The organism is Streptomyces daliensis, from assembly GCF_054782395.1.
The window spans coordinates 97,270-119,034 of record NZ_BAAGSO010000136.1; the positions used below are offsets into that span (position 1 = coordinate 97,270).

Sequence of the window (21,765 nt, forward strand, 5' to 3'; positions counted from 1 at the left end):
CGGCCGGGGCCCTCGTACTCGTCCTCGTACTCGTCCTCGCTCTCGTCCTCCTCGCGGCCCCGGCTCAGGGCCTGGTGACCGAGGAGACCGGCATCATGTCGACGGGGTCGTAGCGCACTTGGGCGCCGGGGTAGGGCGCGTGCACCACCTGGCCGCCGCCGACGTACATGCCGACGTGGCTGGCGTCGTCCCGGTAGACCACCAGATCGCCGGGCCGCGCCTGGCTCATCGGGACCCGCTGCCCCGTCGCGCCCTGGGCCTGCGAGGTGCGCGGGATGGACGTGCCCGCCTGCGCGTACGCCCACTGGGTGAGGCCCGAGCAGTCGAAGGCGTTGGGGCCCGCCGCTCCCCACACGTACGGGGCGCCGACGACGGAGCGCACCGCCGCGACGGCCTTCGCCGCGCGCGCTGAGGACGCCTTGCCGCCGCCCGTTCCCGGGGCCTGCCCGTCCCCGCCGCGCCCGTCGCCACGCCCGTCGCCACGCCCGTCACCGCGCCCGCCGTCCCGGCCGCCGCCGCGTGAGGCGCGCTCGCGCTCGGCGCGCTCCTCCGGGGTGAGCCGGTTGAGGAGCTTCCTGGCCGCCGCGAGCTTCTCGCGCACCTCGTTCTTGCTCGCCTTCAGCGCCTTCTGCTGACGCTCCAGGCGGAGGAGCTTCCCGCCCGCCTCTTCCCGCTGCTGTTCCAGCGCGCGCCGGGCGCCGCCGAACTGGGCGAGCCGGTCCTCCTGGCGGCTGCTGATGCGGTCGAGGGTGGCCGCCTTGTCGAGGTAGCCGTCGGGGTCGGAGGAGAGCAGCAGCGTCACGGAGGGGTCCACTCCGCCCGAGCGGTACTGCGCGCCCGCCAGGGCGCCCAGCGCGTTCCGCAGCCGGTTGACCTTGGCCTGGGTCCTGGCGATCCGGTCCTGCGCGTGGTCGACCTGCTCGCGCAGCCGCTCGGTGCGCTCCGCCGCGCCGTTGAACTTCTCGGTGGCGGCCTCGGCCTGCTCGTAGAGGCGGTCGATACGGGAGTTGAGCGCGGGGCGCGAGACGGACGTCTGGTCGTCCCCGGGGCGCGCGCCCGCGGGGGCCGCGGGCGCGAGCGCCGCCGCCGCTCCCGCGGCGGCCGACAGGACCGTGAACCTGGTGGTCCAGCCGGGGCCACGGGGGCCGGTACGTCGATGGGACGGGTGCGAGACCACTGGAGGACGCGCTCCTTCCGCTAGGCGGACGGCGCCGGTCGGCGCCGAACTGCGCGGAGAATGTAGCGGCGTCGCTACGGAGGGTCCAAGAACCGGCCGCGCCGGTGCGGTGGGCGCGTATGCGCGTACCCCGCCGATGACGCAGGTCATCGACGGGGTACGGAGGTCATCGGCGCCCGCCCGTTTTCACCCGGACGAACGACGTTTGGGGCGTGGCGTCAGCCCACGCGCACGCCGAACTGGAACGGCATGTTGTTGATCGACTCGAAGCGCACGCTGGCACCCGGCTTCGGCGCGTGCAGCACCTGCCCGTTGCCCGCGTAGAGGCCGACGTGGTGCAGGTCGCCGTAGAAGAGCACCAGGTCGCCCGGCGCGAGGCCGCTCTGGCTGCCGATGCGGGTGCCCGCGCCGGCCTGCGCCTCGGAGGTGCGGGGTATGGAGACCCCGGCCTGCTGGTACGCCCACGAGGTGAGGCCCGAGCAGTCGAAGGAGCTGGGTCCGGTCGCGCCCCACACGTAGGGCGAGCCGATCTTGCCCTTGGCGGCGGCGAGCGCGGCGCCCGCGCGGGCCGACGCCGAGGCGTCGTTGCCGAGGTCGACGCGCGAGCTGGAGGCGCGGTCGGCGCGGGCCTGCTTGGCCTCCAGCGCCTTGCGCTCGTCAGCGGTGAGCGAGTTGAGGAGCGTACGGGCCTCGGAGAGCTTGCCCTGGATCTTCTTCTTCTTGTCGCTGAGTTCCTCGCGGGTCTCGGCGAGGTCCGACAGCTTGCCCTGGGCCTCCTTGCGCTGCTGCGCGAGGGAGCGCTGCTTGTCCTGGATCTTCTTGAGCGCGTCGGCCTGCTTGGTGCTGAGCTGGTCGAGGGTGGACGCCTTGTCCAGGTAGCTGTCCGGGTCGGACGAGAGGAAGAGCTGCACGGACGGGTCGATGCCGCCGGTGCGGTACTGCGCGGTGGCCATCGAACCGAGGCCGTCCCGCATGTCGTTCAGGTCCTCCTGGCCGCGCGCCACGCTGTCCTGGAGGTTGTCGACCTGCTTCTGGAGCTTCTTGTGCTTCTCCTTGGCGCCGTTGTACTTCTCCGTCGCCGCCTCGGCCTCTTCGTAGAGCTTGTCGACCTTCTCCTTGACTTCCTCCTTGGAAGCCTTGGGGTCGGCGTGCGCCGCCTGGGAGGTCAGGGCGACGGCTGCCGCAGCGGTTGCCGTGAACACGGTCACACGGGTGCGGCTGCGGCTGGGCTGCTTGGGACGACGGTGGGACGCCACTGGGGCGAGCTCCTTCTTCCTCAGCCGCCTGCCGGTCGGTCACTCCGGCTCCACATCACCGGGGCGATCGCCGGGGCGCCGTGGAACTAGGCGGTCCTCCGCTGTCACCCCGGATGGGTGATCAACCGCGCGAAGGTTCGGGCCCAGACATTAGCCATGCGTAACTGATCGGATCAAATCCCTCTGAGGAAAAACCCGTCACACAAGAGGATTCTTTACTCATGACGTACGCGGAGCGACCATGGCGTCACACAGAGGCGGCGAACGGGGCCTTCGCCGGGGGCGGTTGACGTGAAGCGCGAATTCCGGGGTGCTCGCGGCGCTTTGCCGCTCCGGGCGGCTTTTCGCCCTGTTGTCCCCTGTGTTGACCCCTCCGCTGCTCCCCGCGCGTGGTGGACGTGTTACGTCCGCGCGAGCCGCTTCAGCAGCAGCGTCGAGGCGACGGGCCGGGCACCGGCGGCGGCGCAGCCGTCGGCGACCTCGCGGTCCGAGGAGACCACCACGACGGGCCGCCCAGCGGGTTCGGCCCGCACGATACGCCGGATCAGTTCGTCCGCCGTCTGGCCCGGCTTGCTGAACAGCACCCGCACCCCGCGCGGCGGCGCCAGCAGCACGGGAGCCGCCAGCTCCGCGCCGTCGAAGACGCAGGTGACCTCGGCCCCGGACTGGGCCGCCAGCACGGCGAGCCCGCCCAGCAGCCGCAGCCGCTGCTTCTCCAGCGGCATCGTCGGATAGCCGGTCTTGGTGACGTTGTAGCCGTCGACGACGATGTGGGACTGCGGCAGCGCGAGGAGCTGGTCCAGCAGGGCCGGGTCCGTGTCCGAAAGGGCCCGCGCCGCCACGTCCTTGGGCGACATCCGGCCGGGCTCCACCGAGTCCACGGTGTCCGCAGGGCGCACCTCGGTGGGCGGCAGCGCCAGCTCGCGGCGCAGCCCCTGTGCCGCCTCCAGCACCGTGTCCAGGAGCAGTTTGACGCGCATGTCCTCCACGCTGCGCCCCTCGCGGGCCGCGCGGCGGCCCGCCTCCAGGGCCGACTCCGCCTCCGTGAGCCGGGCCTTGAGGCGCCGCGCCTCGCTGTCGGCAGCCGCCTTGTCCGAGGCGGCGGCCGAGCGGACGGACTCCAGCTCGGCACGCAGCTTGCGCACCTCCGCCTCGCCGCGCTTCACATCGCTCTGGGCGCTGCGCAGCTTGCGCTGCGTCGCCTCCAGCTCCTTGCGCAGCGCGTCCAGTTCGCCCCTGCCGCGCTCGGACTCCGTGCGCGCGGCGGTGCGCGCCTCGGCCAGCTCCGCGCGGAGCCTGGCCAGATCGCGCTGGGCCTCCTCGCCCGCGCGCTCGGCCTGCGCGCGCTGGGCCTCCTCGCTCGCGGCGGCGACGAGCTTGGCCCAGCCGTCGGGACGCAGCACATACGCGACCGCCGCCACATCCACGGGATCGGCGGCGGGCGGGGGCGTGCCGTCCTCCAGCGCGCCCGTCAGCTCGGGCAGCATCTCCCGCAGCCGCGAGGCGATGCGCTGCCGGAAGACGGCGTCGTTCTCCAGCGCCGTGGCCATGGCGTTGCCGCCGAACTTGGCGCGGCGCTGCGGGGTGAAGCGGGCGTACTGTCGCAGCGTGACGGGGAGTTCGGCGATGGTCAGCCCGCCCAGCGCGTCCCCGGTGAGGGCCACCACCCTGCGGCGCACCTTCTCGGGCAGCGGGCGGTCGAGGGCCTCCCCGTCATCGTCCGAGGCCGCCGGATCCGGGCCCGATCCCGGTTCCGGGCCCGAGGCCGGGTCAGGGTCCGTAGCCGGGTCAGGGTCCGTAGCCGGGTCAGGGTCCGTAGCCGGGTCAGGGTCCGTGGCCGAATCCGGACCAGGGTCAGGTGCCTCCTGGGGACCCCGCTCGGGTGGCTCGGGCGCCGACAGCTCGCGCTCGGGACCGCGCTCGCCGTCGCCCGTCCGTTCGACCACCGTTCACACCCGCCGTTCCTCAGACCTGTGCGCCCGGGCGGTCCACCAGCTCGACCTCGTCCACGGCGTTGCACCAGCGGCAGCGCACGGATTCGATGCTCTCACTGAGCACCTCCCGCTCCTCCACCTTCGGCTCACCGGCCAGGTCCAGATGGACGTACTCGACCACCTTGCTGGAGCGCGTCACATCGAACCTGGTCAGGTTGCCGCACAGGGTGCAGCGCCAGCGGGTCGTGTCCGTGGGCGTCGGGACCGCCATGGTGTTCGTCCTCATTCCTTCGGGCGTTCCGGGGATCCGGAGCAGCGAGCCGTGCGCACCTTCGGCAGGGGCGAAAGGGGCTGCGGAAGCACGGGGCACTCCCGGTAACCCTAAGTCCTGCCATCGATACGCGTGTGTCGAGGAGCCTGCCCCGTATCCGAGCCGTCATGATCCGCCCATGCGGACGCGCTCTGTGATGACGTATGCACTCATCGGCTCCTGCTGCCTGCTCTTCCTGATCGGTCCTGCCTCCGGCTTCGTCCCCGCCTACGGCACGGGCGAGGAGCTGCACCGCGCCCAGACCGCGTACTTCGAGCGCTGGGGTGTCCTTCCCCACACCCTGTGGGGCGGCGGAATCCGGCCACTGCTGACCCCTCTGACGGCGCTCTTCCTGCACGGGAACTGGATGCACCTGCTCGGCAACCTCCTCTTCCTGTTCGTCTTCGGCGGCATGGTCGAGGAACGCATGGGCACGCCGCGCTTCGCCGTGTTCTACGTGTGCGCGGGCTATGTCGCCCTGCTCTGCTACGCCGCCGCGCACCCCGGCTCGACCGAGACGCTCGTGGGGGCCTCGGGCGCCATCTCCGCCGTGCTGGGGGCCTTTCTCTATCTCTTTCCCCGTGCGCGGGTCACCAGCGTCTATCCCTTCCTCCTCTTTCTGCCGCTGCGCTTCCCCGCCTGGCTCGTGCTGCCGTTCTGGCTGACGCTCCAGTGGATCGCCGCACGCCGGGACACGGACGGGCCCGGCGTCGCCTACCTCGCGCACGTGGTGGGTTTCACGCTGGGCTTCCTGTACGCGTGGCTCCAGTTCCGGGCCGATAAAGTGGGCGGGCCCGCTCCGGCCACCAAGGGAGAGTCCTCACCGTGATCACCTCGATCGTGCTCATCAAGACCAGCACCGACCGCATCCCTGAGATCGCCGAGCAGATCGCCGCGCTCGACGGGGTGAGCGAGGTCTACTCCGTCACCGGTGCCCACGATCTGATCGCGATGGTCCGGGTCGCCCAGCACGACGAGCTGGCCGACGTCATCCCGGGCCGGATCAGCAAGGTGCCGGGCGTGGAGTCCACCGAGACGCACATCGCGTTCCGCACCTACTCGCAGCACGACCTGGAGTCCGCCTTCGCCATCGGCCTCGACGCGTAGGGCCGGGGGCGGGCGCGGACACGTACGCGGAAGTCGCGGCACCCTCCCCGTGGCGCTCATGAAGATTTCCTCACCCGGCCTTCATGCGGCGCCTCCGGTACGCGCGGCAGCCTCCCCGTATGGCCTTCTCACACCGCATCGCGACCCTTACGGCCGTCGTCGCGATCCCGCTCGGCATCGCCGCCACGAGCTACGCGCTGACCGACAGCCCGGACCCGCCGAAGGCGCCCGCCAAGGTGGAGCTGGAGACGGACAGCCCTGCGCCCAGCCCCTCCGGCTCGGACGAGGGCCCGTCCTCGCCCTCCACCTCGCCCTCCGCCTCACCCGGCGACGAGGCAGTACCGCAGCCGTCCGCGACCGACGAGAGTGCCGACGATGACGCCGACGACGGGCCCGGCAGCGACGACGGACCCGGCGGGGACGACAACGGCGACGACGGACCGGGCAGCGACGACGGCTGAGGCCGCCACGTCGAACGGGAACGGAGAGGGGAACGGGACCCGCGCGCGGCCCTGGACGCCGGAGGGGCGCCGCCGCCTCCGCCCGGCCATATCGGCGCGGGTGCGCATCCTGCTGTGGCTGCTGGTGGTCATGGCGGTGGCCCTCGCCGCCGTCGCCACCACCACCCGCTCGATCCTGCTGCGCGACGTCGACCACCGCATCACGCGCCTGCTGGCCCAGGAGACCGGGGAGTTCACCAACTTCGTCGACCGCGGCCAGGACCCGGAGACCGGCAAGCCCTTCACCGAGGCGCGGCGGCTGCTCACGGTCTTCCTGGAGCGGCAGTACTCGGACCCGGACGAGGAGCTGCTCGGGGTCGTCGGCGGGCGCGTCATCCGGCAGGACCGCGACATCCCCACCGCGCTCCCCCTCCACGAGGACAAGGACAACCTGGCCCGCGTCGCCTCGGACCCCGGCCGCTCCGGCACCCTGGAGCGCCCGCAGGGCGACGTCCGCTGGTCGAAGGTGACCATCGAGCCGGGCGGCGACGGCTCGCCGCGCGGCACGTTCGTCGTCGCCTTCCACGCCGACCGCGAGCGCGCGGGGGCCGAGGAGGTCTTCCGCATCCTGCTGGCCATCTCCTGCGTGGCCCTGCTGATGACCGTGTGCATCGGCTGGGCCGTGGCGGGCCGCATCCTGGCGCCCGTGCGGCTGGTACGGATGACGGCGGCCGAGCTGACCGAGCGGGATCTGACGCAGCGCATACCGGTGCGCGGGCGCGACGACATCGCGGCGCTCGCCAAGACCTTCAACGCCATGCTCGACCGGCTGGAGCGCGCCTTCGGCGCTCAGCGCCAGTTCGTCGACGACGCGGGGCACGAGCTGCGCACCCCCATCACCATCGTGCGCGGGCACCTGGAGCTGATGGGCGAGGACCCCGTCGAGCGCGAGCAGACCGTGCGGCTGGTGACCGACGAGCTGGACCGGATGAGCCGGATCGTCGAGGACCTGCTGCTGCTCGCCAAGGCGGAGCGCCCCGACTTCGTAAGCCCCGAGCCCGTGCAACTGGCCGAGCTGACCGCCGACGTGTACGTCAAGACGCGGGCGCTGGGCGAGCGCGCGTGGCAACTGGAGGAGGTCGCCGAGGGCACCGTCCAGCTCGACCCGCAGCGCGTCACCCAGGCGATGGTGCAGCTCGCGCAGAACGCGGTGCAGCACACCGTGCCCGGAGCGCCCGTCCGCATCGGCTCGCGCCGCCTGCCCACGCCGCACGGGCACCCGCACGGGCACCCCGGCGCTGCGGCCCGCGAGGACGGGCTGATCGAGCTGTACGTCGCCGACCACGGGCCCGGTATAGCCCCCGAGGACGCGGAGCGCGTCTTCGAGCGCTTCCGCAGGGGCACCGCGCGGCGGGGTTCGCGGGGCAGCGGCGCCGGGCTCGGGCTGTCCATCGTCAAGGCCATCGCCGAGGGGCACCCCGGGGGCCGCGTCGAGCTGCGGCACACCGAGGGGGGCGGCGCCACGTTCGTCCTCCTGCTGCCCGCAGGGGAACCGGAGCCGGACGAGGAGGACGCGTGAGGCGCGTACCGGAAGACGTACCGGAGAGAGGGAGGGTGACCGCGTGAACCGCATCCTGGTCGTCGAGGACGAGGAGCGCATCGCCTCCTTCGTCGAGAAGGGCCTGCGCGCCAACGGCTTCACCACGACCGTCGCGGCCGACGGCGACACGGCGTACGACTACGCCTGCACCGGCGGCTTCGACCTCGTCGTCCTGGACATCGGCCTGCCGGGCCGCGACGGCTTCACCGTGCTGCGGGAGCTGCGCGAGGCCCGCGTCACCGTGCCGGTGATCGTGCTGACGGCGCGCGACTCCGTACGCGACACCGTCGCGGGCCTGGAGGGCGGCGCCGACGACTGGATGACGAAGCCGTTCCGCTTCGAGGAACTGCTGGCCCGGGTACGGCTGCGGCTGCGCACGGCCGCGCGGGCCCCCGAGGTCACGGTGCTGCGCAGCGGCGAACTGTCGCTCGACCTGCGGACGCGGCGGGCCCGCGCCGAGGGCCGCACGGTCGATCTGACCGCGCGCGAGTTCGTCCTCCTCGAACTGTTCCTGCGGCACCCGGGTCAGGTCCTGTCCCGCGAGCAGATCCTCTCCCACGTGTGGGGCTACGACTTCGACCCGGGCTCGAACATCGTCGACGTGTACGTCCGCGCCCTCCGCAAGAAGCTGGGCCCGGAACGCCTGGAGACGGTCCGGGGCATGGGCTACCGGCTGCCGTAGTGGGGGCGGGGGTGGGAGCCCGCCCCGCCCCCTCCCTCTCATGAAGTCGCTTTCATAAACCGCTCATTGGTGGCTCACCCCAGGTCACAAGACTCGCCGCATGACACTGAGCCCCCGGCAGGCGATCCCCCTGTGCCTCGCCCTGTCCGCGTGCGCCCTGCTCGCCGTGCCCGGCAACTTCGCCGGGCTCGGCGGTGACGCCCGCCTGACCCTGGCCGTGTTCGCGCTGGCGACCTGCGCCTGGGTCGGCACGCCGATCGACGACACGTACATCGCGCTGGGCGCCGGGCTGGCGCTCGCCGCGACCGGGGTCATCAGCAGCGACGTCCTCTTCGGCACGCTCGGCGACGAGACGGTGTGGCTGCTGATCTGCGCGTTCGTGCTGGCCGCCGCCGTGTCCAGGACGGGCCTGGCGGCCCGCGCCGCCGCGTTCCTGGTGAGCGGCGCCCGCTCGGTGCGGCAGCTCGTCCACCTGACGACCGCCGCGCTCGTCGTGAGCGCCTTCGCCATCCCGGCGACCTCGGGCCGCGCGGCGCTCGCGCTGCCCGTCTTCCTCGCGCTCGCGAAGGTCCTCGCCGACCGCACCCGGCTCGTCGTGATGCTGGCACTGCTCTTCCCGACCGTCATCCTGCTGTCCGCCGTCGCCACCCTCATCGGCGCGGGGGCGCATCTGATCACGGTCAGCGTGCTGTTCGAGACGACGGGCAAGCACATCGGCTTCACCCAGTGGCTGCTCCTCGGGCTGCCGCTCGCCGTGGTCAGCTCCCACGCCGCGGCCGAGATCGTGCTGTGGACGACCACGCGCCGCGCCGACAGGCGCGGGCCCGTCCGGATCACCGCAGAGGACATCGAGGCGCACTCGGAGACCCCCGTGACGGGGCCGCTCTCGCAGAGCGAGGCGCGCTCGGCGCTGCTGCTGGCCACCGTCGTCGCGCTGTGGTGCAGCGAGCCGCTGCACGGGGTGTCGCCCGCGCTGGTCGCGCTGATAGGCGCCGTCGTGGCCGCCTCGCCCGCGCTGGGCACGGTGGGGCTCAAGGACGCGCTGAAGACGGTGCCCTGGTCGCTGCTGCTGTTCATGGCCGCGACGATGGCGATGGGCGTGGCCCTCTCGGAGTCGGGCGCGGCGCGCTGGCTGGTGAGCGGGCTGCCCGGGGGCGGGTCGGTGCCGCGCTGGCTCTTCCTCGGCGTCGTCGTCGCCGTCAGCACAGCGGCCCATCTGCTGCTCCAGTCCCGTTCGGCGCGCTCCAGCGTGCTGGTCCCCCTCGTGGTCGCCGCCGCGGTCGGCGCCGGGGTCAACCCCGTCGCCGCCGCGCTCGCCTCGACCGCCGCCGCGGGCTTCTGCCACACCCTCCCGGCCTCGGCCAAGCCGGTCACCCTCTTCTCCGACATCCCCGGTACGCCGACGTACGGGCCCCGCGACCTGCTGCGGCTCTCCGCCGTGCTGGCACCGGTGACCGCCGCGCTGGTGCTGCTCTTCGCCCTGGCCGTCTGGCCGCTGCTCGGCGTCCCGGTCCTGTGACCGGCCCCGTCAGGCGGCTCGCCCGTCGCCCCGTCCGCCCGCTCCTCCAGGAGGCCACCGCCGTGTCCCCGTTCACCCGCCCCCCGTACCACTTCGCCATCGCGCCCAGCGGCTTCAAGGAGTCGCTCTCCGCGCGCGGCGCCGCCGAGGCCATCGCCGAGGGTGTGCGCAGGGCAAGCCCCGAGGCCACCCTCGACCTCATACCGCTGGTGGACGGCGGCGAGGGCACGGCAGAGGCGCTGGCCGCCGCGACCGGCGGCAAGCTGATCCGGCGTACGGCGACGGGCCCGGTCTCCGCGCCCGTACGCACCCACTTCGCGCTGCTCGGGCACACCGTGCCCGCCGTGCCGACCGCCGTGGTGGAGATGGCCGCCGTCGCCGGGCTCTCGCTCGTCCCCGCAGAGCGCAGGGACCCGGGCGCGACGACGACGTACGGCGTCGGCGAACTGATCCGCGCTGCCCTGGACTCCGGCGCGCGGCGGGTGCTGGTGGGCTGCGGCGACTCGGGCACGTCCGACGGGGGCGCGGGCGCGCTCCAGGCCCTCGGCGCACGGCTGCTGGACGCGGACGGGCGCGAACTGCCGCGCGGCGGCGAGGCGCTGGCCCGCCTCGACCGTATCGACCCGCGCGGCCTCGACCCCCGGCTGCGCGAGGCCGAACTGCTGGTGGCCTGCAACCCGTTCAACGTGCTGTGCGGCGAGCGCGGGGTCGCCCGGGTCTTCGGGCCGCAGAAGGGGGCGACCCCGGCGCAGGTGGAGCGGCTCTCCCTCGGCCTGGAGCGCTGGGCCGACACCCTCGTACGCGACGTGCTCGTACGCGACGGGGTGGGCGGCCACGGTGCCGGTGCCTCCGCGGACCAGGCCCCGGCCCCGGCCCCGGACCTGCGGCACGCGCCGGGGACCGGTGCTTCCGGGGGGCTCGGCGCCGGGCTCGCCGCGCTCGGGGCACGGCTGCTGCCGCGCTTCGAGGTGCTGCTGGACCGGTTCGGGCTGGACGCGCGGCTCGCGCGCGCCGACCTCGTGATCACAGCCGAGGGCTCGCTCGACGGGCAGACCCCGCGCGGCAAGATCCCCGCCGAAGTGGCGCGCAGAGCGAAGGCGTTCGGGAAGCCGGTGCTGGCGCTGGCCGGGTCGCTGGGCGAGGGCGCGGAGGAGGTCAGGGCGTCGGGCATCGACGCGTACCGCTCCATCCTGCCCGCGCCCGTCGGCCTGGCCGAGGCCCTGACCAGGGGCGACGAGTACCTCGCCGACGCGGCGGAGCACGCCGTGCGCATGGTCCTGCTCGGCACCCGGCTGCCCCGCGAGGACGCGGGCCCCGCGGCCGGGCCCCCGGCGCAGACCCGGGCCCAGGCCCACGCCTAGCCGCAGGCCCGGACTCGGACCCGGACTCGGACCCGGACCCCGACCCGGGCTCAGGCGGTGGACGCCGCGCTCTGCGCGTCCCGGTCGGGGACGCAGCGCCCGTCCTCGGTCCGGTAGCTCCAGCGGGCGCCGTCGGCCACCAGCTCCCGCACCGCGCGGACGAACCGCTCCACGTGCTCGTCCGGCGTCCCCGCGCCGAAGCTGACCCGGATCGCGTTGAGCGACCGCTCACCGGGCGCCGCCTCGGGCGCCCCGCACTCGCCGGGCTCGTCGTCCTCGCCGCCCAGCAGGGTGCGCAGGAGCGGGTGGGCGCAGAAGAGCCCGTCGCGCACGCCGATCCCGTACTCGGCGGAGAGCGCGGCGGCGAAGTGCGAGCTGTTCCAGCCGTCGACGACGAAGGAGAGCACCCCGACCCGGTCGGCGTCGTCCCCGAACAGGGACAGCACCCTGACCTCGGGCACCTCGGCGAGCCCGGCCGTCAGCCGCCCGAGCAGCTCCCGCTCGCGGGCGACGAGCCGGTCGAAGCCGGCCTCGGTCAGCGCGCGGCAGGCGGAGGCGATGGAGTAGGCGCCGATGACGTTCGGCGAACCGGCCTCGTGGCGGGCCGGGCCGGCCTGCCACTCGACGTCCACGCCGCCGTCGGCACGGCGCGCGACCTTGCGGCTGGCGCCGCCGCCCGCGAGGTACGGCTCGGCACGCTGGAGCCAGTCGGCCCGCCCGGCGAGGACACCGGCGCCGAAGGGCGCGTACAGCTTGTGCCCGGAGAACGCGACCCAGTCGACGCCGAGTTCGCGCAGGTCGACCGGGTGGTGCGGGGCGAGCTGCGCGGCGTCCAGCACGATCCGCGCGCCGTGCCGGTGCGCGGCCTCGGCCAGTCGCCGTACGGGCCAGATCTCCCCGGTGACGTTGGAGGCGCCGGTCACGCACACCAGCTTGGGGCCCTTGGGCGCCTGGTGCAGCGCCTCCTCCAGGGTGGCCACGGCCTGCTCGGGCGAGCGCGGCGCGTCCAGGTAGGTGGTCTCCCGGGCGCGCCACGGGAGCAGCGAGGCGTGGTGCTCGGTCTCGAAGACGTAGACGTGCGTGCCCTCGGGCAGCGCGGAGGCCAGGAGGTTGAGGGAGTCGGTGGTGGCGCGGGTGAAGACGACCTGGTCGCCCTCCCGGCAGTTGAGGAAGTCGGCGACGGCCTGGCGGCTCTGCTCGAACAGCTCCGTGGAGAGCTGCGAGAGGTATCCGGCGCCGCGGTGGACGCTGCCGTAGTACGGCGCGTAGGCGGCCACGTCGTCCCACACCCGCTGGAGGGCGGGGGCCGAGGCGGCGTAGTCGAGGGCCGCGTAGGTGACCTCGCCGCCCGTCACGAGCGGCACGAGGACGTCCCGCCCGAGCACGGGCAGCGGCGTACAGGCGGCGTCGGCCGGAGCGTCGGAGGCGGGCCCGGCGGAGGCGGCGGACAGGGCGGAGGGGGCGGAAGCGGAGTCGGAGGCAGGCAGGAACGACATGGCGGTCTCCCGGAAGAAGGCAGCCGTACGGGACTCGACGCGCGGACGGGGACGGGGGACGCGGTGCGCTTCCCACGTCGGCCGGGCGGAGGTGTCCGTACGGGAGGAAAGGAATGGGGATAAGGAAGGGATCGGAAACGGGGGGCCGACCGGCCCTATCGCATTCGCTGACTCACGAGACGCTCCTCAAGACCAGGACCCCTGGTATGAGGGATCCGTGCTTGCCGCAGACCTTGCTGTCGTACGGCCTGGTCATCACCCGGGGCACCCCACCACGGAAGGAGGGTTGCCGGACAGCGGAGCCGGGGCCTTGTTCGCTGTCACTCGTGACCTGGGCAGGAGTATGGCACACGTGATCGGCGGCGCGCAGCGGGGTGTCCGCATCCCGGACACGGACACCCCGCCACGATCACCTCGCGCGGCCCGTCAGCAGGCCGTCAGCGGTCCGTCAGCGGGCGTCCTGCCGCCCGTCCGCCGTGGCCCCGGCCCCGGCCCCCGCCCGCGCCAGCAGCGCGCCGATCTCCTCGTGCAGCCGGCGCGGCACCCGCGTGCCCCAGCGCGCCGCCGCCTCCTCGGCCAGCTCCCTGCTCCAGGCCCAGCTCGCGCGGGCCGCCTCGGCGACGGCGTGCCGCTCGGCGGGAGCGGTCGCGGCGGCGTAGCGGGCGCGCTCGGCCGCGGGCAGGTCCGCCTCCAGGGCGCGGCTCGGGGTGAGCCAGTGCCGCGTGGAGCCGCGCAGCAGCCTGCACAACTGGAGCTGGTGCGGGGCGACCACGGTGTGCAGCAGCGCGTGCGACCTGGCCGTCTCGCCGCGGGCCAGCACATGGGCCAGCATCAGCGTCCAGTTCGTCAGCTCGTCGGTGAGCTGCTGCGCGGTGGGCTCGGGCTCCGGGGGCCGGAAGTCCGCCAGCTCCCCGGCGGCCCGGGTGAGCGCGCCCGTCCGGTCCAGCAGCACGGCGGCGCCGGGCTCTGGCAGGTGCACCATTCCGGCCCAGTCCGCGATCTTCGCGATGCCGGAGGTGGCGGGCTCGAAGTGGAACTCGCCGCGCATCAGATCGTCGAAGACGACGGCGAGGATGCCGTACATGTTGGTGTAGGCGAGCTTCAGCGGGGCCAGCCGCTCGATGAACGCGCGGCCGTCGAAGCCGTCGGCGTGCGCGTCGGCGACGAACACGTACGCCTCGATGTCGGAGTGCTCGTCGGCCTCGCCCACCGTCCAGGAGCCGTAGAGCAGCACCCCTTCGAGGCGCGGTTCGGCGGCGGCCAGTTCGCGCAGGCGGGCGATGCGCTCGTCGAGGACGGGCGAGGGCGTGGCGGCGGGGTCGTGTGCGGGGAAGGGCATGGGAAGGAACGTCTCCTGAGTACGGGCGCGTGCGCGGGGGCGCATCGCTGTACGGGCGTGTGGGCATACGGGCATACGGAGATCGCCCGACGGCGCCGGGCTGTCACCGGTGATCGGTGTCGCGGTGTCCGCGCACCCGCTCAGGAGAAGACGGCCATGCGCGGCATCCTAGGAACCCGTACGCCCCCGCTGCACCCCGTTTTCCGGGCGTACCCCCGGCCCCGTCCCCACCCCGACCCGCACCCGTACCTCGTAGCCCACCAGCACCACCGCCACCGTCAGCAGGCTGAGCCAGAACTGGGAGCGGCTGTCGGGCAGGAAGGCCATCGCGAGGATGACGGCGGCCATGCCCGCGATCGTCGCCCAGCTCAGCCAGGGGAACAGCCACATGCGCAGCGTCAGCCGTTCGGGTGCCGTGCGCTCCAGCCCGCGCCGCATCCGGACCTGGGCCAGTGCGATCAGCAGATAGACGAAGAGCGCTACGGCGCCGTAGGAGTTGATGAGGAACGCGAAGACGACGTCGGGCGAGGCCCACGCCGCCACGACGGAGGCGAAGCCGACGACCGTCCCGGCCAGCAGCGCGCGCCTGGGCACCCCGCCGCCGCTGAGCCTGGTGAGGCTCCGGGGCGCGTCACCGTGCCGGGTGAGCGCGAAGAGCATGCGCGAGGAGGTGTAGAGCGCGGAGTTGAGGCAGGAGAGGACGGCGGTGAGGACGACCGCGTTCATGACGGTGGAGACGGCCGGCACGCCCAGCTTCGCGAGGACGGCCGCGTACGGGCTCACCTCGACCGCCTTCGCGTCCCAGGGCACGGCCGCGACGACGATGAGGACGGAGAGCACGTAGAAGGCCACCACGCGCAGGATGATCGAGCGCATCGCGCGGGCCACGGCGCGCTCGGGCTCGGTGGACTCGGCCGCCGCGATGGTGACGATCTCCGCGCCCGTGAAGAAGCCGATGCACGGCACCACGGCCGCCAGGACGGCCGCGACGCCCATGGGCGCGAAGCCCCCGTGCGCGGTCAGGGCTTCCGCTCCGCCCTCGGTACCGGGCCACAGGCCCAGGAGGTACAGGGCACCGAGGAAGAGGAAGACGACGATGGCGGCGACCTTGATCGAGGAGAACCAGTACTCGAACTCCCCGTAGGAGCGCGCCGAGACCATGTTCGTCGCCGTCAGCAGCACCATCAGCACCAGGCTCACCGCCCACAGCGGCGCCCCCGGCAGCCACAACTGGACGATACGGCCGCCCGCGACCGCCTCGACGGCGACCACGATGACGAAGAAGTACCAGTACAGCCAGCCGGTGACGAACCCGGCGCGGCGGCCCAGCGTCTCGCGCACATGGACGTAGAAGGAGCCGACGGCGGGCCGCGCCACGGTCATCTCGGCGAGCATCCGCATGATCAGCACCGTCAGCACGCCCGCGATCAGGAAGGAGACCACGGCCGCGGGCCCTGTCGAGCCGATCACCACGCCGCTGCCGACGAAGAGCCCCGCGCCGATGACACCGCCGAGCGCGATCAGGTTCATGTGGCGGCGCTTCAGCCCCGCCCGCAGCCCGCTGCCGCTGCCGTCGCCGCCGCTCGCGCGCTCACCCGCCCCGACGGGCCCGGACGCCCCGGCCCCCTCCGTAACCTCCGTAGCCCCGGTCGCCTCGGTCGCCTCGGTCGCCACTGTCCGCCGTCCCGTCCTCGCGCCGTCGTCTCTCCGGGGCGGCGTACCGCACACCCCGGAGAAACGATCGCAACGGGTTGTTGAGGCGCTGTTTCCGCGGCTTGGAGATCGTGCGTCGGCCGTGCGACGGGCCCCGCTACGCGTCCTTCGTACGGTGCACGACCTGCGCCGAGGACTGGTCCCTGGCCAGCACCAGCATCGAGTCGACGTTCACATGGCTGGGCCGCGAGGCCACCCAGCCCACGCAGTCGGCGATGTCCTCGGCCGACAGCGGCGTCATGCCCTCGTAGACCTTGTCGGCCCGCTCCGCGTCGCCCCCGAAGCGCACCAGCGAGAACTCGGTGCGCACCAGCCCCGGATCGATCTGGCAGACCCGCACGGGCTGCCCGAGCAGCTCCTTGCGCAGCACCTTGGTGAGCGCCGTCACCGCGTGCTTGGCCGCGTTGTAGCCCCCGCCGCCCGGGTAGGGCTCCTGGCCGGCGACGGAGCCGATGGTGATGACCTGGCCGTCGCCTGAGGCGATCAGCCGGGGCAGCAGCGCCTTGGTCATCCGGAGGGTGCCGAGCACGTTCGTCTCGTACATCGACAGCCAGGCGTCCTCGTCCGCGCTCGCCACCGGGTCGACGCCGAGGGCGCCGCCCGCGTTGTTGACGAGCAGGTCGCAGCGCTCGACCGTCGCGCAGAACGCCTCGACCGAGGCGGGGTCGGTCACGTCCAGCGTCTCGGCGCGCCCGCCGCACTTCTCGGCGACCCGCTCCAGCCGGTCCACGCGCCGCGCGCCGAGCACCACGTGGTACCCCTGCTCGGCCAGGCGCACCGCGGTGGCCGCGCCGATCCCGCTGCTGGCCCCGGTGACGACGGCGCACTTCCGCGACGACTGCTCACTCATCCGTGTATCTCCCTCTCCTGCGGTCCTCCATACATGCGAAAGCGGTGCCCGCACGGGCACCGCTCCCCCGCCGGAAGGCGGCCCGCCTACGCGGTGCTCGCCGCCACCCAGCGTTCCAGCGCGGACTTCGCCGCGCCCGAGTCGACGGACTCGGCCGCCAGCTCCATGCCCGCGCCGAGCTGCTCGGCCAGCGGCGCCTCCGTGGGCCGCAGGGCCACGAGCGCGGCGGCCGAGTTGAGCAGCACCGCGTCCCGTACGGGCCCGCGCTCGCCGTCGAGCAGCCTGCGGGCCACCTCGGCGTTGTACGCGGCGTCCGCGCCGCGCAGCGCCTCGACGGGCACCAGCTCGACGCCCACGTCGCGCGGGTCGAAGGACTCCTGGCGCACGGCGCCGTCCCGTACGACCCACACGGTGGAGGTGGCCGTCGTGGTCAGCTCGTCCAGCCCGTCGTCGCCGCGGAAGACCAGCGCCGAGGAGCCGCGCTCCGCGAGCACGCCCGCGACGATCGGGGCCATCCGCGCGTCGGCGACGCCCGTGGCCTGGGCCTGCACGCGGGCCGGGTTGGTGAGCGGGCCGAGGAAGTTGAAGGGGGTCGGGACGCCCAGCTCCTTGCGCGCGGCGCCCACATGGCGCAGCGCCGGGTGGAACTTGACCGCGAAGCAGAAGGTGATGCCCGCCTCGGCTGCCACCTCGGCGACCCGCTCAGGCGTCAGTTCCAGGTTGACGCCCAGCTTCTCCAGCACATCGGAGGCGCCGCTCGCGCTGGAGGCGGCGCGGTTGCCGTGCTTGACGACCTTGGCGCCGGTGCCCGCGACCACGATCGAGGACATGGTGGAGATGTTGACGGTCTTGGCGCGGTCGCCCCCCGTGCCGACGATGTCCACCGTCGGCCCCGGTACCTCGATGGTGGTGGCGTGCTCGTACATCGTCCGTACGAGTCCGGCGATCTCCTCGACCGTCTCGCCCTTGGCCCGCAGCGCCACCGCGAAGCCCGCGATCTGCGCGTCGCTCGCCTCGCCCCGCATGATGCGGTCCATCGCCCACGCCGTGGCGTCGGCGCTGAGGTCCTCACCGGCCAGCAGGGCGCTCAGTACGTCCGGCCAGGTGCGCGCCGCCATGGTGTCGCCTCCGGCGGGGGTCGCAGCGCTCATGGGAATCACTCCTGGCGTTCGTCTGAGGATGACTCGTCCTGACGTCGGCATCACTCATCAGGACGAGTGGAAAGTCGGCACCACCCTATCGCCGCCCGCGCACGCGCCGACCGCGCCCGGACACGACGTCCGGTTCCCGCCTGTGAGGGCGGCCCGCCCGGCACCACGAAGGGGCCCGCGGGCGAACCCGCGGACCCCTCACATGTGGCGTTCAGCGTGTGTGCGGTCTCAGCCGCACGGCTCAGTGGTGACCGTGACCGCTGGTGATCTCCTTGTACTCCTCGGCCGTCGGCTTGGAGATCTGGGCCTCCTCGCCGTAGTAGCCCTTCGAGAGGCGCGCGCGCAGCTTCTGCCCGCGGGTGACCTTGCGGCGGACACCGTTCTCGTCGGTCGACGGGCCGATCTCGTACGGCTTGTACTGCTCGTGCGCGGTGAGGGTGTGCAGCTGCTCCTGCGAGAGGGGCTCGTGCACCTCGATGAACTCACCGTGCGGCAGCCGCTTGATGATGCCGGACTCGCGCCCGTGCAGCACCTTCTCCTTGTCCCTGCGCTGGAGGCCCAGGCAGATCCGCCGCGTCACGATGAACGTGAGGATCGGGACGACGAAGAAGCCGACGCGTACGAAGTACGTGATCGAGTTGATCGACAGGTGGAAGTGCGTGGCCCACAGGTCGTTGCCGCCGCCCACCAGCAGCACGAAGTACCAGCTGATCCAGGCCGCGCCGAAGGCGGTCCGGGTCGGCGCGTTCCGCGGCCGGTCGGCGATGTGGTGCTCGCGCTTGTCACCGGTGACCCACGACTCGATGAACGGGTAGACCGCGATGGCCGCCAGCACCAGCGGGAAGATGATCAGCGGGATAAACACACCCAGCACAAGCGTGTGGCCCCACAGGTTCACCTCCCAGCCCGGCATGAACCGGATCAGGCCCTCGGAGAAGCCCATGTACCAGTCTGGCTGCGCGTTGGTCGACACCTGGTCGGGCCGGTAGGGCCCGAGCACCCAGATCGGGTTGATGGTGAAGCACGCGGCGATGACGGCGATGACGCCGAAGACCAGGAAGAAGAAGCCTCCGGCCTTGGCCATGTAGACCGGCAGCAGCGGCATGCCGACGACGTTGCTGTTCTTGCGGCCTGGACCGGCGAACTGCGTGTGCTTGTGGTAGAAGACCAGGATCAGGTGCGCCACCAGCAGGCCCAGCATGATGCCGGGCAGCAGCAGTACGTGCGCCGCGAAGAACCTGGGCACCATCTCGTGCCCTGGGAACTCCCCGCCGAAGAGGAACATCGAGATGTACGTGCCGATCACAGGCACGGACAGGATCGCGCCCTCCATGAAGCGGACACCCGTACCGGACAGCAGGTCGTCAGGCAGCGAGTAGCCGGTGAAGCCCGTGAACATGCCCAGCACGAACAGCAGGAAGCCGAACAGCCAGTTGACCTCGCGCGGCTTGCGGAAGGCGCCCGTGAAGAAGACGCGCATCATGTGCACGAACATCGCCGCGAGGAAGATCAGCGCCGCCCAGTGGTGGATCTGCCGCACGAGCAGACCGCCGCGGACGTCGAAGCTGATGTCCAGCGTGGAGGCGTACGCCTCCGACATCCTGATGCCCTGCATCGGCACGTAGGCGCCGTGGTACTCCACCTCGTTCATCGACGGGTGGAAGAACAGCGTCAGATAGACACCGGTCAGGATGATGATGATGAAGCTGTAGAGCGCGACCTCACCCAGCATGAAGGACCAGTGGTCCGGGAAGATCTTGCGCATGTTGGCCTTGGCCAGGCTGTAGATGCCCAGCCGGCCGTCGGCCCAGTCGGCCACCCGCTCACCGGCGGGTGCTTTCCGCTTGGCCGCGGTGGTGTCGGTTGCAGTACTCATCCGCGCTCCCAGAAGGCCGGACCGACGGGCTCAGCGAAGTCGCCCTGCGCTTCGAGGAAGCCGTCCTTGTTGACGCTGATGTTGAGCTGCGGCAGCGGGTGTCCTGCGGGGCCGAAGATGACGCGCGCACCGTCGGACAGGTCGAAGGTCGACTGGTGGCACGGGCAGAGCACGTGGTGCGTCTGCTGCTCGTAGAGGCTGACCGGGCAGCCGACGTGGGTGCAGATCTTCGAGTAGGCCACGATGCCCTCGTGGGACCAGTCGAGTTCCCGCTTGTCCTTGATGTCCTTCGGCTCCAGCCGGACGAGCATCAGGGCCGCCTTGGCGATCTCCTTGTGGAACTCCTCGTCCTCCGGCTCCAGGCCCTCGGGCATGGCGAAGGTGAGCGAGCCGACGGAGATGTCCTCGGGCTTCAGGGGCTGCCTGGTGTTCTCGTTGACCAGGAGCTTGCCCTTCTTCCAGATCGTGTGGCGGAGCTTGTCCTCGGGCAGCGGTCCCAGGTCGCGCAGGAGGACGACGCCGGAGAGCGGCACCAGGGCCACCGCGCCGAACATCGTGTTCCGGATGAGCTTGCGACGGCCGAACTGCGACTCCTTCGCGCCCTGCCGGAAGTCCTCCATGACCTTGGCCCGGACCTCGGGCTCGGCCGCGACCGCGTGCCGCTCGTCGACCATCTCCTCGTCGGACATCAGCGTGCGGGCCCAGTGGACCGCGCCGGCGCCGATGCAGAAGAGGGCGATGCCGAGCGTGACACCCAGCGCCAGGTTCAGGGCGCTGACGTGGCCGAGCGGCCAGACGTAAACGATCTTGTCGATCGGGAAGGCCACGTACGAGGCGATGAAGCCCACGGTGGCCAGCATGGACACGACGAACAGGAAGGCGACAGCACGCTCGGAGCGCCTGGCGGCCTTCTCGTCGATGTCCTGGACACGGTGCTCGTGGGGCGGAAGGCCCGGATCCGCGAACGGATCGTCCTTCACCGCCACCGCGCCGTGTGCGTCTTCCTGCGCACTGGGCAGGTTCTCGTCTGACACGTTCTCGTGTGATCCAGTCTGACTACTCATGACTTCTTGGCCTTTGCGGTCCGAGCTGCGACCCAGACAGCGACACCGACCAGCGCGCCGATACCGAAGACCCAGGCGAACATGCCCTCGGCCACGGGGCCGAAGCCACCGAGCTTGAAGCCGCCGGGGCTCTCCGACTTGTCGCTGTTCACCGTCTTGAGGTAGGCGACGATGTCCTTCTTGTCCTTCTCCGGCATCACGGTGTCGGGGAAGGAGGGCATGTTCTGCGGGCCGGTCTGCATGGCCTCGTAGATGTGCTTCGAATCGACGTCACCGAGATCCGGGGCGAACTTGCCGTGCGTCAGTGCTCCACCCTCACCGGTGAAATTGTGGCACTGGGCACAGTTCGTACGGAACAGTTCGCCACCGTTGGCGACGTCGGCGCCGTTGGGGTCGTACTGCCCCTTGGTGGGCTGGGACGGACCGGAGCCCAGGGACGCGACGTAGGCCGCGAGCTGGTTGATCTCGTCCTGGCTGTAGATCTTCTTCTTCTTCGGCGCCTGCGGCCCCTGCTGCTGCGCGGGCATACGCCCTGTGCCGACCTGGAAGTCCACGGCTGCCGCGCCGACGCCGACGAGGCTCGGACCGTCGCTGGTGCCCTGGCCGCCGGTTCCGTGGCAGCTTGAGCAGCCGGTGGCGTAGAGCTTCTTGCCCTCATCGATCGCGAGGGACTGGCTCGACTTCTCCTGGTCGGCCTTCGCCTCGCCCGCAGGAGCGAACGCGGCGTACAGCCCCCCGGTGGCCGCCAGCGCGAAGAGTAGGACGACGAGCGCCGCCAGCGGATGGCGCCGTCGTGCGGAGAGCTTTTTCACGGATTACCCCGGTGTCAGGATCTTCTGCGTCGATGCTTCTGGCTAAGTCTGTCTCGCGGTCCGAAGCGGGCTCCGGGC

At 72.3% G+C, this 21,765-nt stretch carries 19 protein-coding genes and 1 riboswitch; of the genes, 7 read left to right on the forward strand and 12 right to left on the reverse strand.

Annotated features, from left to right (window positions below):
- Positions 1–64: 64 nt before the first annotated feature.
- The 4 genes from ACYVOO_RS39260 to ACYVOO_RS39275 all read right to left on the reverse strand — a co-directional run bounded on the left by ACYVOO_RS39260 (position 65) and on the right by ACYVOO_RS39275 (position 4,638).
- The gene (locus tag ACYVOO_RS39260) at positions 65–1,177 is read right to left on the reverse strand and encodes a C40 family peptidase (RefSeq protein WP_461020504.1); all 1,113 of its coding nucleotides are present in this window, start codon (positions 1,175–1,177) and stop codon (positions 65–67) included.
- A 218-nt stretch (positions 1,178–1,395) separates the two neighbouring features.
- Positions 1,396–2,433, reverse strand: a complete 1,038-nt coding sequence (locus ACYVOO_RS39265; RefSeq protein ID WP_453346395.1) for a C40 family peptidase — start codon at positions 2,431–2,433, stop codon at positions 1,396–1,398.
- A 401-nt stretch (positions 2,434–2,834) separates the two neighbouring features.
- The gene (locus ACYVOO_RS39270) at positions 2,835–4,124 is read right to left on the reverse strand and encodes an NYN domain-containing protein (RefSeq protein ID WP_461020526.1); all 1,290 of its coding nucleotides are present in this window, start codon (positions 4,122–4,124) and stop codon (positions 2,835–2,837) included.
- Between the two features lie 274 nt (positions 4,125–4,398).
- Positions 4,399–4,638, reverse strand: coding sequence for a hypothetical protein (locus ACYVOO_RS39275; protein WP_453346396.1), 240 nt, complete (start codon positions 4,636–4,638; stop codon positions 4,399–4,401).
- Positions 4,639–4,834: 196 nt separating this feature from the next.
- Here ACYVOO_RS39275 and ACYVOO_RS39280 point away from each other — a divergent pair, with 196 nt between their 5' ends.
- The 7 genes from ACYVOO_RS39280 to ACYVOO_RS39310 all read left to right on the forward strand — a co-directional run bounded on the left by ACYVOO_RS39280 (position 4,835) and on the right by ACYVOO_RS39310 (position 11,386).
- Positions 4,835–5,506, forward strand: a complete 672-nt coding sequence (locus ACYVOO_RS39280) for a rhomboid family intramembrane serine protease (protein ID WP_461020505.1) — start codon at positions 4,835–4,837, stop codon at positions 5,504–5,506.
- Positions 5,503–5,784: an Lrp/AsnC family transcriptional regulator gene (locus tag ACYVOO_RS39285; RefSeq protein ID WP_453346398.1), complete on the forward strand. Its 282-nt coding sequence runs from the start codon at positions 5,503–5,505 to the stop codon at positions 5,782–5,784. The genes ACYVOO_RS39280 and ACYVOO_RS39285 overlap by 4 nt, the downstream gene beginning before the upstream one ends.
- A gap of 119 nt (positions 5,785–5,903) precedes the next feature.
- Positions 5,904–6,245 carry a small secreted hydrophilic protein gene (locus ACYVOO_RS39290; RefSeq protein WP_461020506.1) on the forward strand — a complete coding sequence of 114 codons (342 nt, stop codon included), beginning with the start codon at positions 5,904–5,906 and terminating at the stop codon, positions 6,243–6,245.
- A 130-nt stretch (positions 6,246–6,375) separates the two neighbouring features.
- Positions 6,376–7,803, forward strand: coding sequence for a sensor histidine kinase (locus ACYVOO_RS39295; RefSeq protein WP_461020527.1), 1,428 nt, complete (start codon positions 6,376–6,378; stop codon positions 7,801–7,803).
- Positions 7,804–7,846: 43 nt separating this feature from the next.
- Positions 7,847–8,506 carry a response regulator transcription factor gene (locus tag ACYVOO_RS39300; RefSeq protein ID WP_461020507.1) on the forward strand — a complete coding sequence of 220 codons (660 nt, stop codon included), beginning with the start codon at positions 7,847–7,849 and terminating at the stop codon, positions 8,504–8,506.
- Positions 8,507–8,606: 100 nt separating this feature from the next.
- Complete coding sequence (locus ACYVOO_RS39305; protein ID WP_461020508.1) at positions 8,607–10,025, forward strand: SLC13 family permease; 1,419 nt, start codon at positions 8,607–8,609, stop codon at positions 10,023–10,025.
- A gap of 62 nt (positions 10,026–10,087) precedes the next feature.
- Entirely contained in the window at positions 10,088–11,386 is a 1,299-nt protein-coding gene (locus tag ACYVOO_RS39310) for a glycerate kinase family protein (RefSeq protein WP_461020509.1), read from the forward strand.
- Between the two features lie 50 nt (positions 11,387–11,436).
- Here the strand turns inward: ACYVOO_RS39310 and ACYVOO_RS39315 are convergent, their stop codons facing one another.
- The 8 genes from ACYVOO_RS39315 to qcrC all read right to left on the reverse strand — a co-directional run bounded on the left by ACYVOO_RS39315 (position 11,437) and on the right by qcrC (position 21,687).
- Entirely contained in the window at positions 11,437–12,882 is a 1,446-nt protein-coding gene (locus ACYVOO_RS39315; protein WP_461020510.1) for an aminotransferase class V-fold PLP-dependent enzyme, read from the reverse strand.
- Between the two features lie 212 nt (positions 12,883–13,094).
- A riboswitch (SAM riboswitch) is annotated at positions 13,095–13,214 on the reverse strand.
- Between the two features lie 116 nt (positions 13,215–13,330).
- A complete protein-coding gene (locus tag ACYVOO_RS39320; protein WP_461020511.1) occupies positions 13,331–14,221 on the reverse strand; it encodes a nucleotidyltransferase domain-containing protein in 891 nt (296 codons plus the stop codon).
- A gap of 168 nt (positions 14,222–14,389) precedes the next feature.
- Complete coding sequence (locus ACYVOO_RS39325; RefSeq protein WP_461020528.1) at positions 14,390–15,751, reverse strand: amino acid permease; 1,362 nt, start codon at positions 15,749–15,751, stop codon at positions 14,390–14,392.
- A 280-nt stretch (positions 15,752–16,031) separates the two neighbouring features.
- Complete coding sequence (locus ACYVOO_RS39330; protein WP_461020512.1) at positions 16,032–16,784, reverse strand: SDR family NAD(P)-dependent oxidoreductase; 753 nt, start codon at positions 16,782–16,784, stop codon at positions 16,032–16,034.
- Between the two features lie 86 nt (positions 16,785–16,870).
- Positions 16,871–17,935, reverse strand: a complete 1,065-nt coding sequence (gene trpD / locus ACYVOO_RS39335; RefSeq protein ID WP_461020513.1) for an anthranilate phosphoribosyltransferase — start codon at positions 17,933–17,935, stop codon at positions 16,871–16,873.
- A gap of 241 nt (positions 17,936–18,176) precedes the next feature.
- Positions 18,177–19,811 carry a cytochrome bc1 complex cytochrome b subunit gene (gene qcrB / locus ACYVOO_RS39340; protein ID WP_453346408.1) on the reverse strand — a complete coding sequence of 545 codons (1,635 nt, stop codon included), beginning with the start codon at positions 19,809–19,811 and terminating at the stop codon, positions 18,177–18,179.
- Complete coding sequence (qcrA, locus tag ACYVOO_RS39345) at positions 19,808–20,875, reverse strand: cytochrome bc1 complex Rieske iron-sulfur subunit (RefSeq protein WP_461020514.1); 1,068 nt, start codon at positions 20,873–20,875, stop codon at positions 19,808–19,810. The genes qcrB and qcrA overlap by 4 nt, the downstream gene beginning before the upstream one ends.
- Positions 20,872–21,687 (reverse strand): cytochrome bc1 complex diheme cytochrome c subunit, encoded by an 816-nt coding sequence (gene qcrC / locus ACYVOO_RS39350; protein ID WP_453346410.1) that lies wholly within the window; start codon positions 21,685–21,687, stop codon positions 20,872–20,874. Before qcrC ends, qcrA begins: the two co-directional genes overlap by 4 nt.
- Positions 21,688–21,765: the final 78 nt, after the last annotated feature.

Excerpts from the sequence above, each read along its gene's own strand:
- ACYVOO_RS39325 (WP_461020528.1), bottom strand. The coding sequence starts at position 15,751 with ATGAACCTGATCGCGCTCGGCGGTGTCATCGGCGCGGGGCTCTTCGTC.
- ACYVOO_RS39280 (WP_461020505.1), top strand. The coding sequence starts at position 4,835 with ATGACGTATGCACTCATCGGCTCCTGCTGCCTGCTCTTCCTGATCGGT.
- ACYVOO_RS39330 (WP_461020512.1), bottom strand. The coding sequence starts at position 16,784 with ATGAGTGAGCAGTCGTCGCGGAAGTGCGCCGTCGTCACCGGGGCCAGC.
- ACYVOO_RS39305 (WP_461020508.1), top strand. The coding sequence starts at position 8,607 with ATGACACTGAGCCCCCGGCAGGCGATCCCCCTGTGCCTCGCCCTGTCC.
- trpD (WP_461020513.1), bottom strand. The coding sequence starts at position 17,935 with ATGAGCGCTGCGACCCCCGCCGGAGGCGACACCATGGCGGCGCGCACC.
- ACYVOO_RS39295 (WP_461020527.1), top strand. The coding sequence starts at position 6,376 with ATGGCGGTGGCCCTCGCCGCCGTCGCCACCACCACCCGCTCGATCCTG.
- ACYVOO_RS39275 (WP_453346396.1), bottom strand. The coding sequence starts at position 4,638 with ATGGCGGTCCCGACGCCCACGGACACGACCCGCTGGCGCTGCACCCTG.
- ACYVOO_RS39320 (WP_461020511.1), bottom strand. The coding sequence starts at position 14,221 with ATGCCCTTCCCCGCACACGACCCCGCCGCCACGCCCTCGCCCGTCCTC.
- qcrB (WP_453346408.1), bottom strand. The coding sequence starts at position 19,811 with ATGAGTACTGCAACCGACACCACCGCGGCCAAGCGGAAAGCACCCGCC.
- ACYVOO_RS39290 (WP_461020506.1), top strand. The coding sequence starts at position 5,904 with ATGGCCTTCTCACACCGCATCGCGACCCTTACGGCCGTCGTCGCGATC.
- ACYVOO_RS39315 (WP_461020510.1), bottom strand. The coding sequence starts at position 12,882 with ATGTCGTTCCTGCCTGCCTCCGACTCCGCTTCCGCCCCCTCCGCCCTG.
- qcrA (WP_461020514.1), bottom strand. The coding sequence starts at position 20,875 with ATGAGTAGTCAGACTGGATCACACGAGAACGTGTCAGACGAGAACCTG.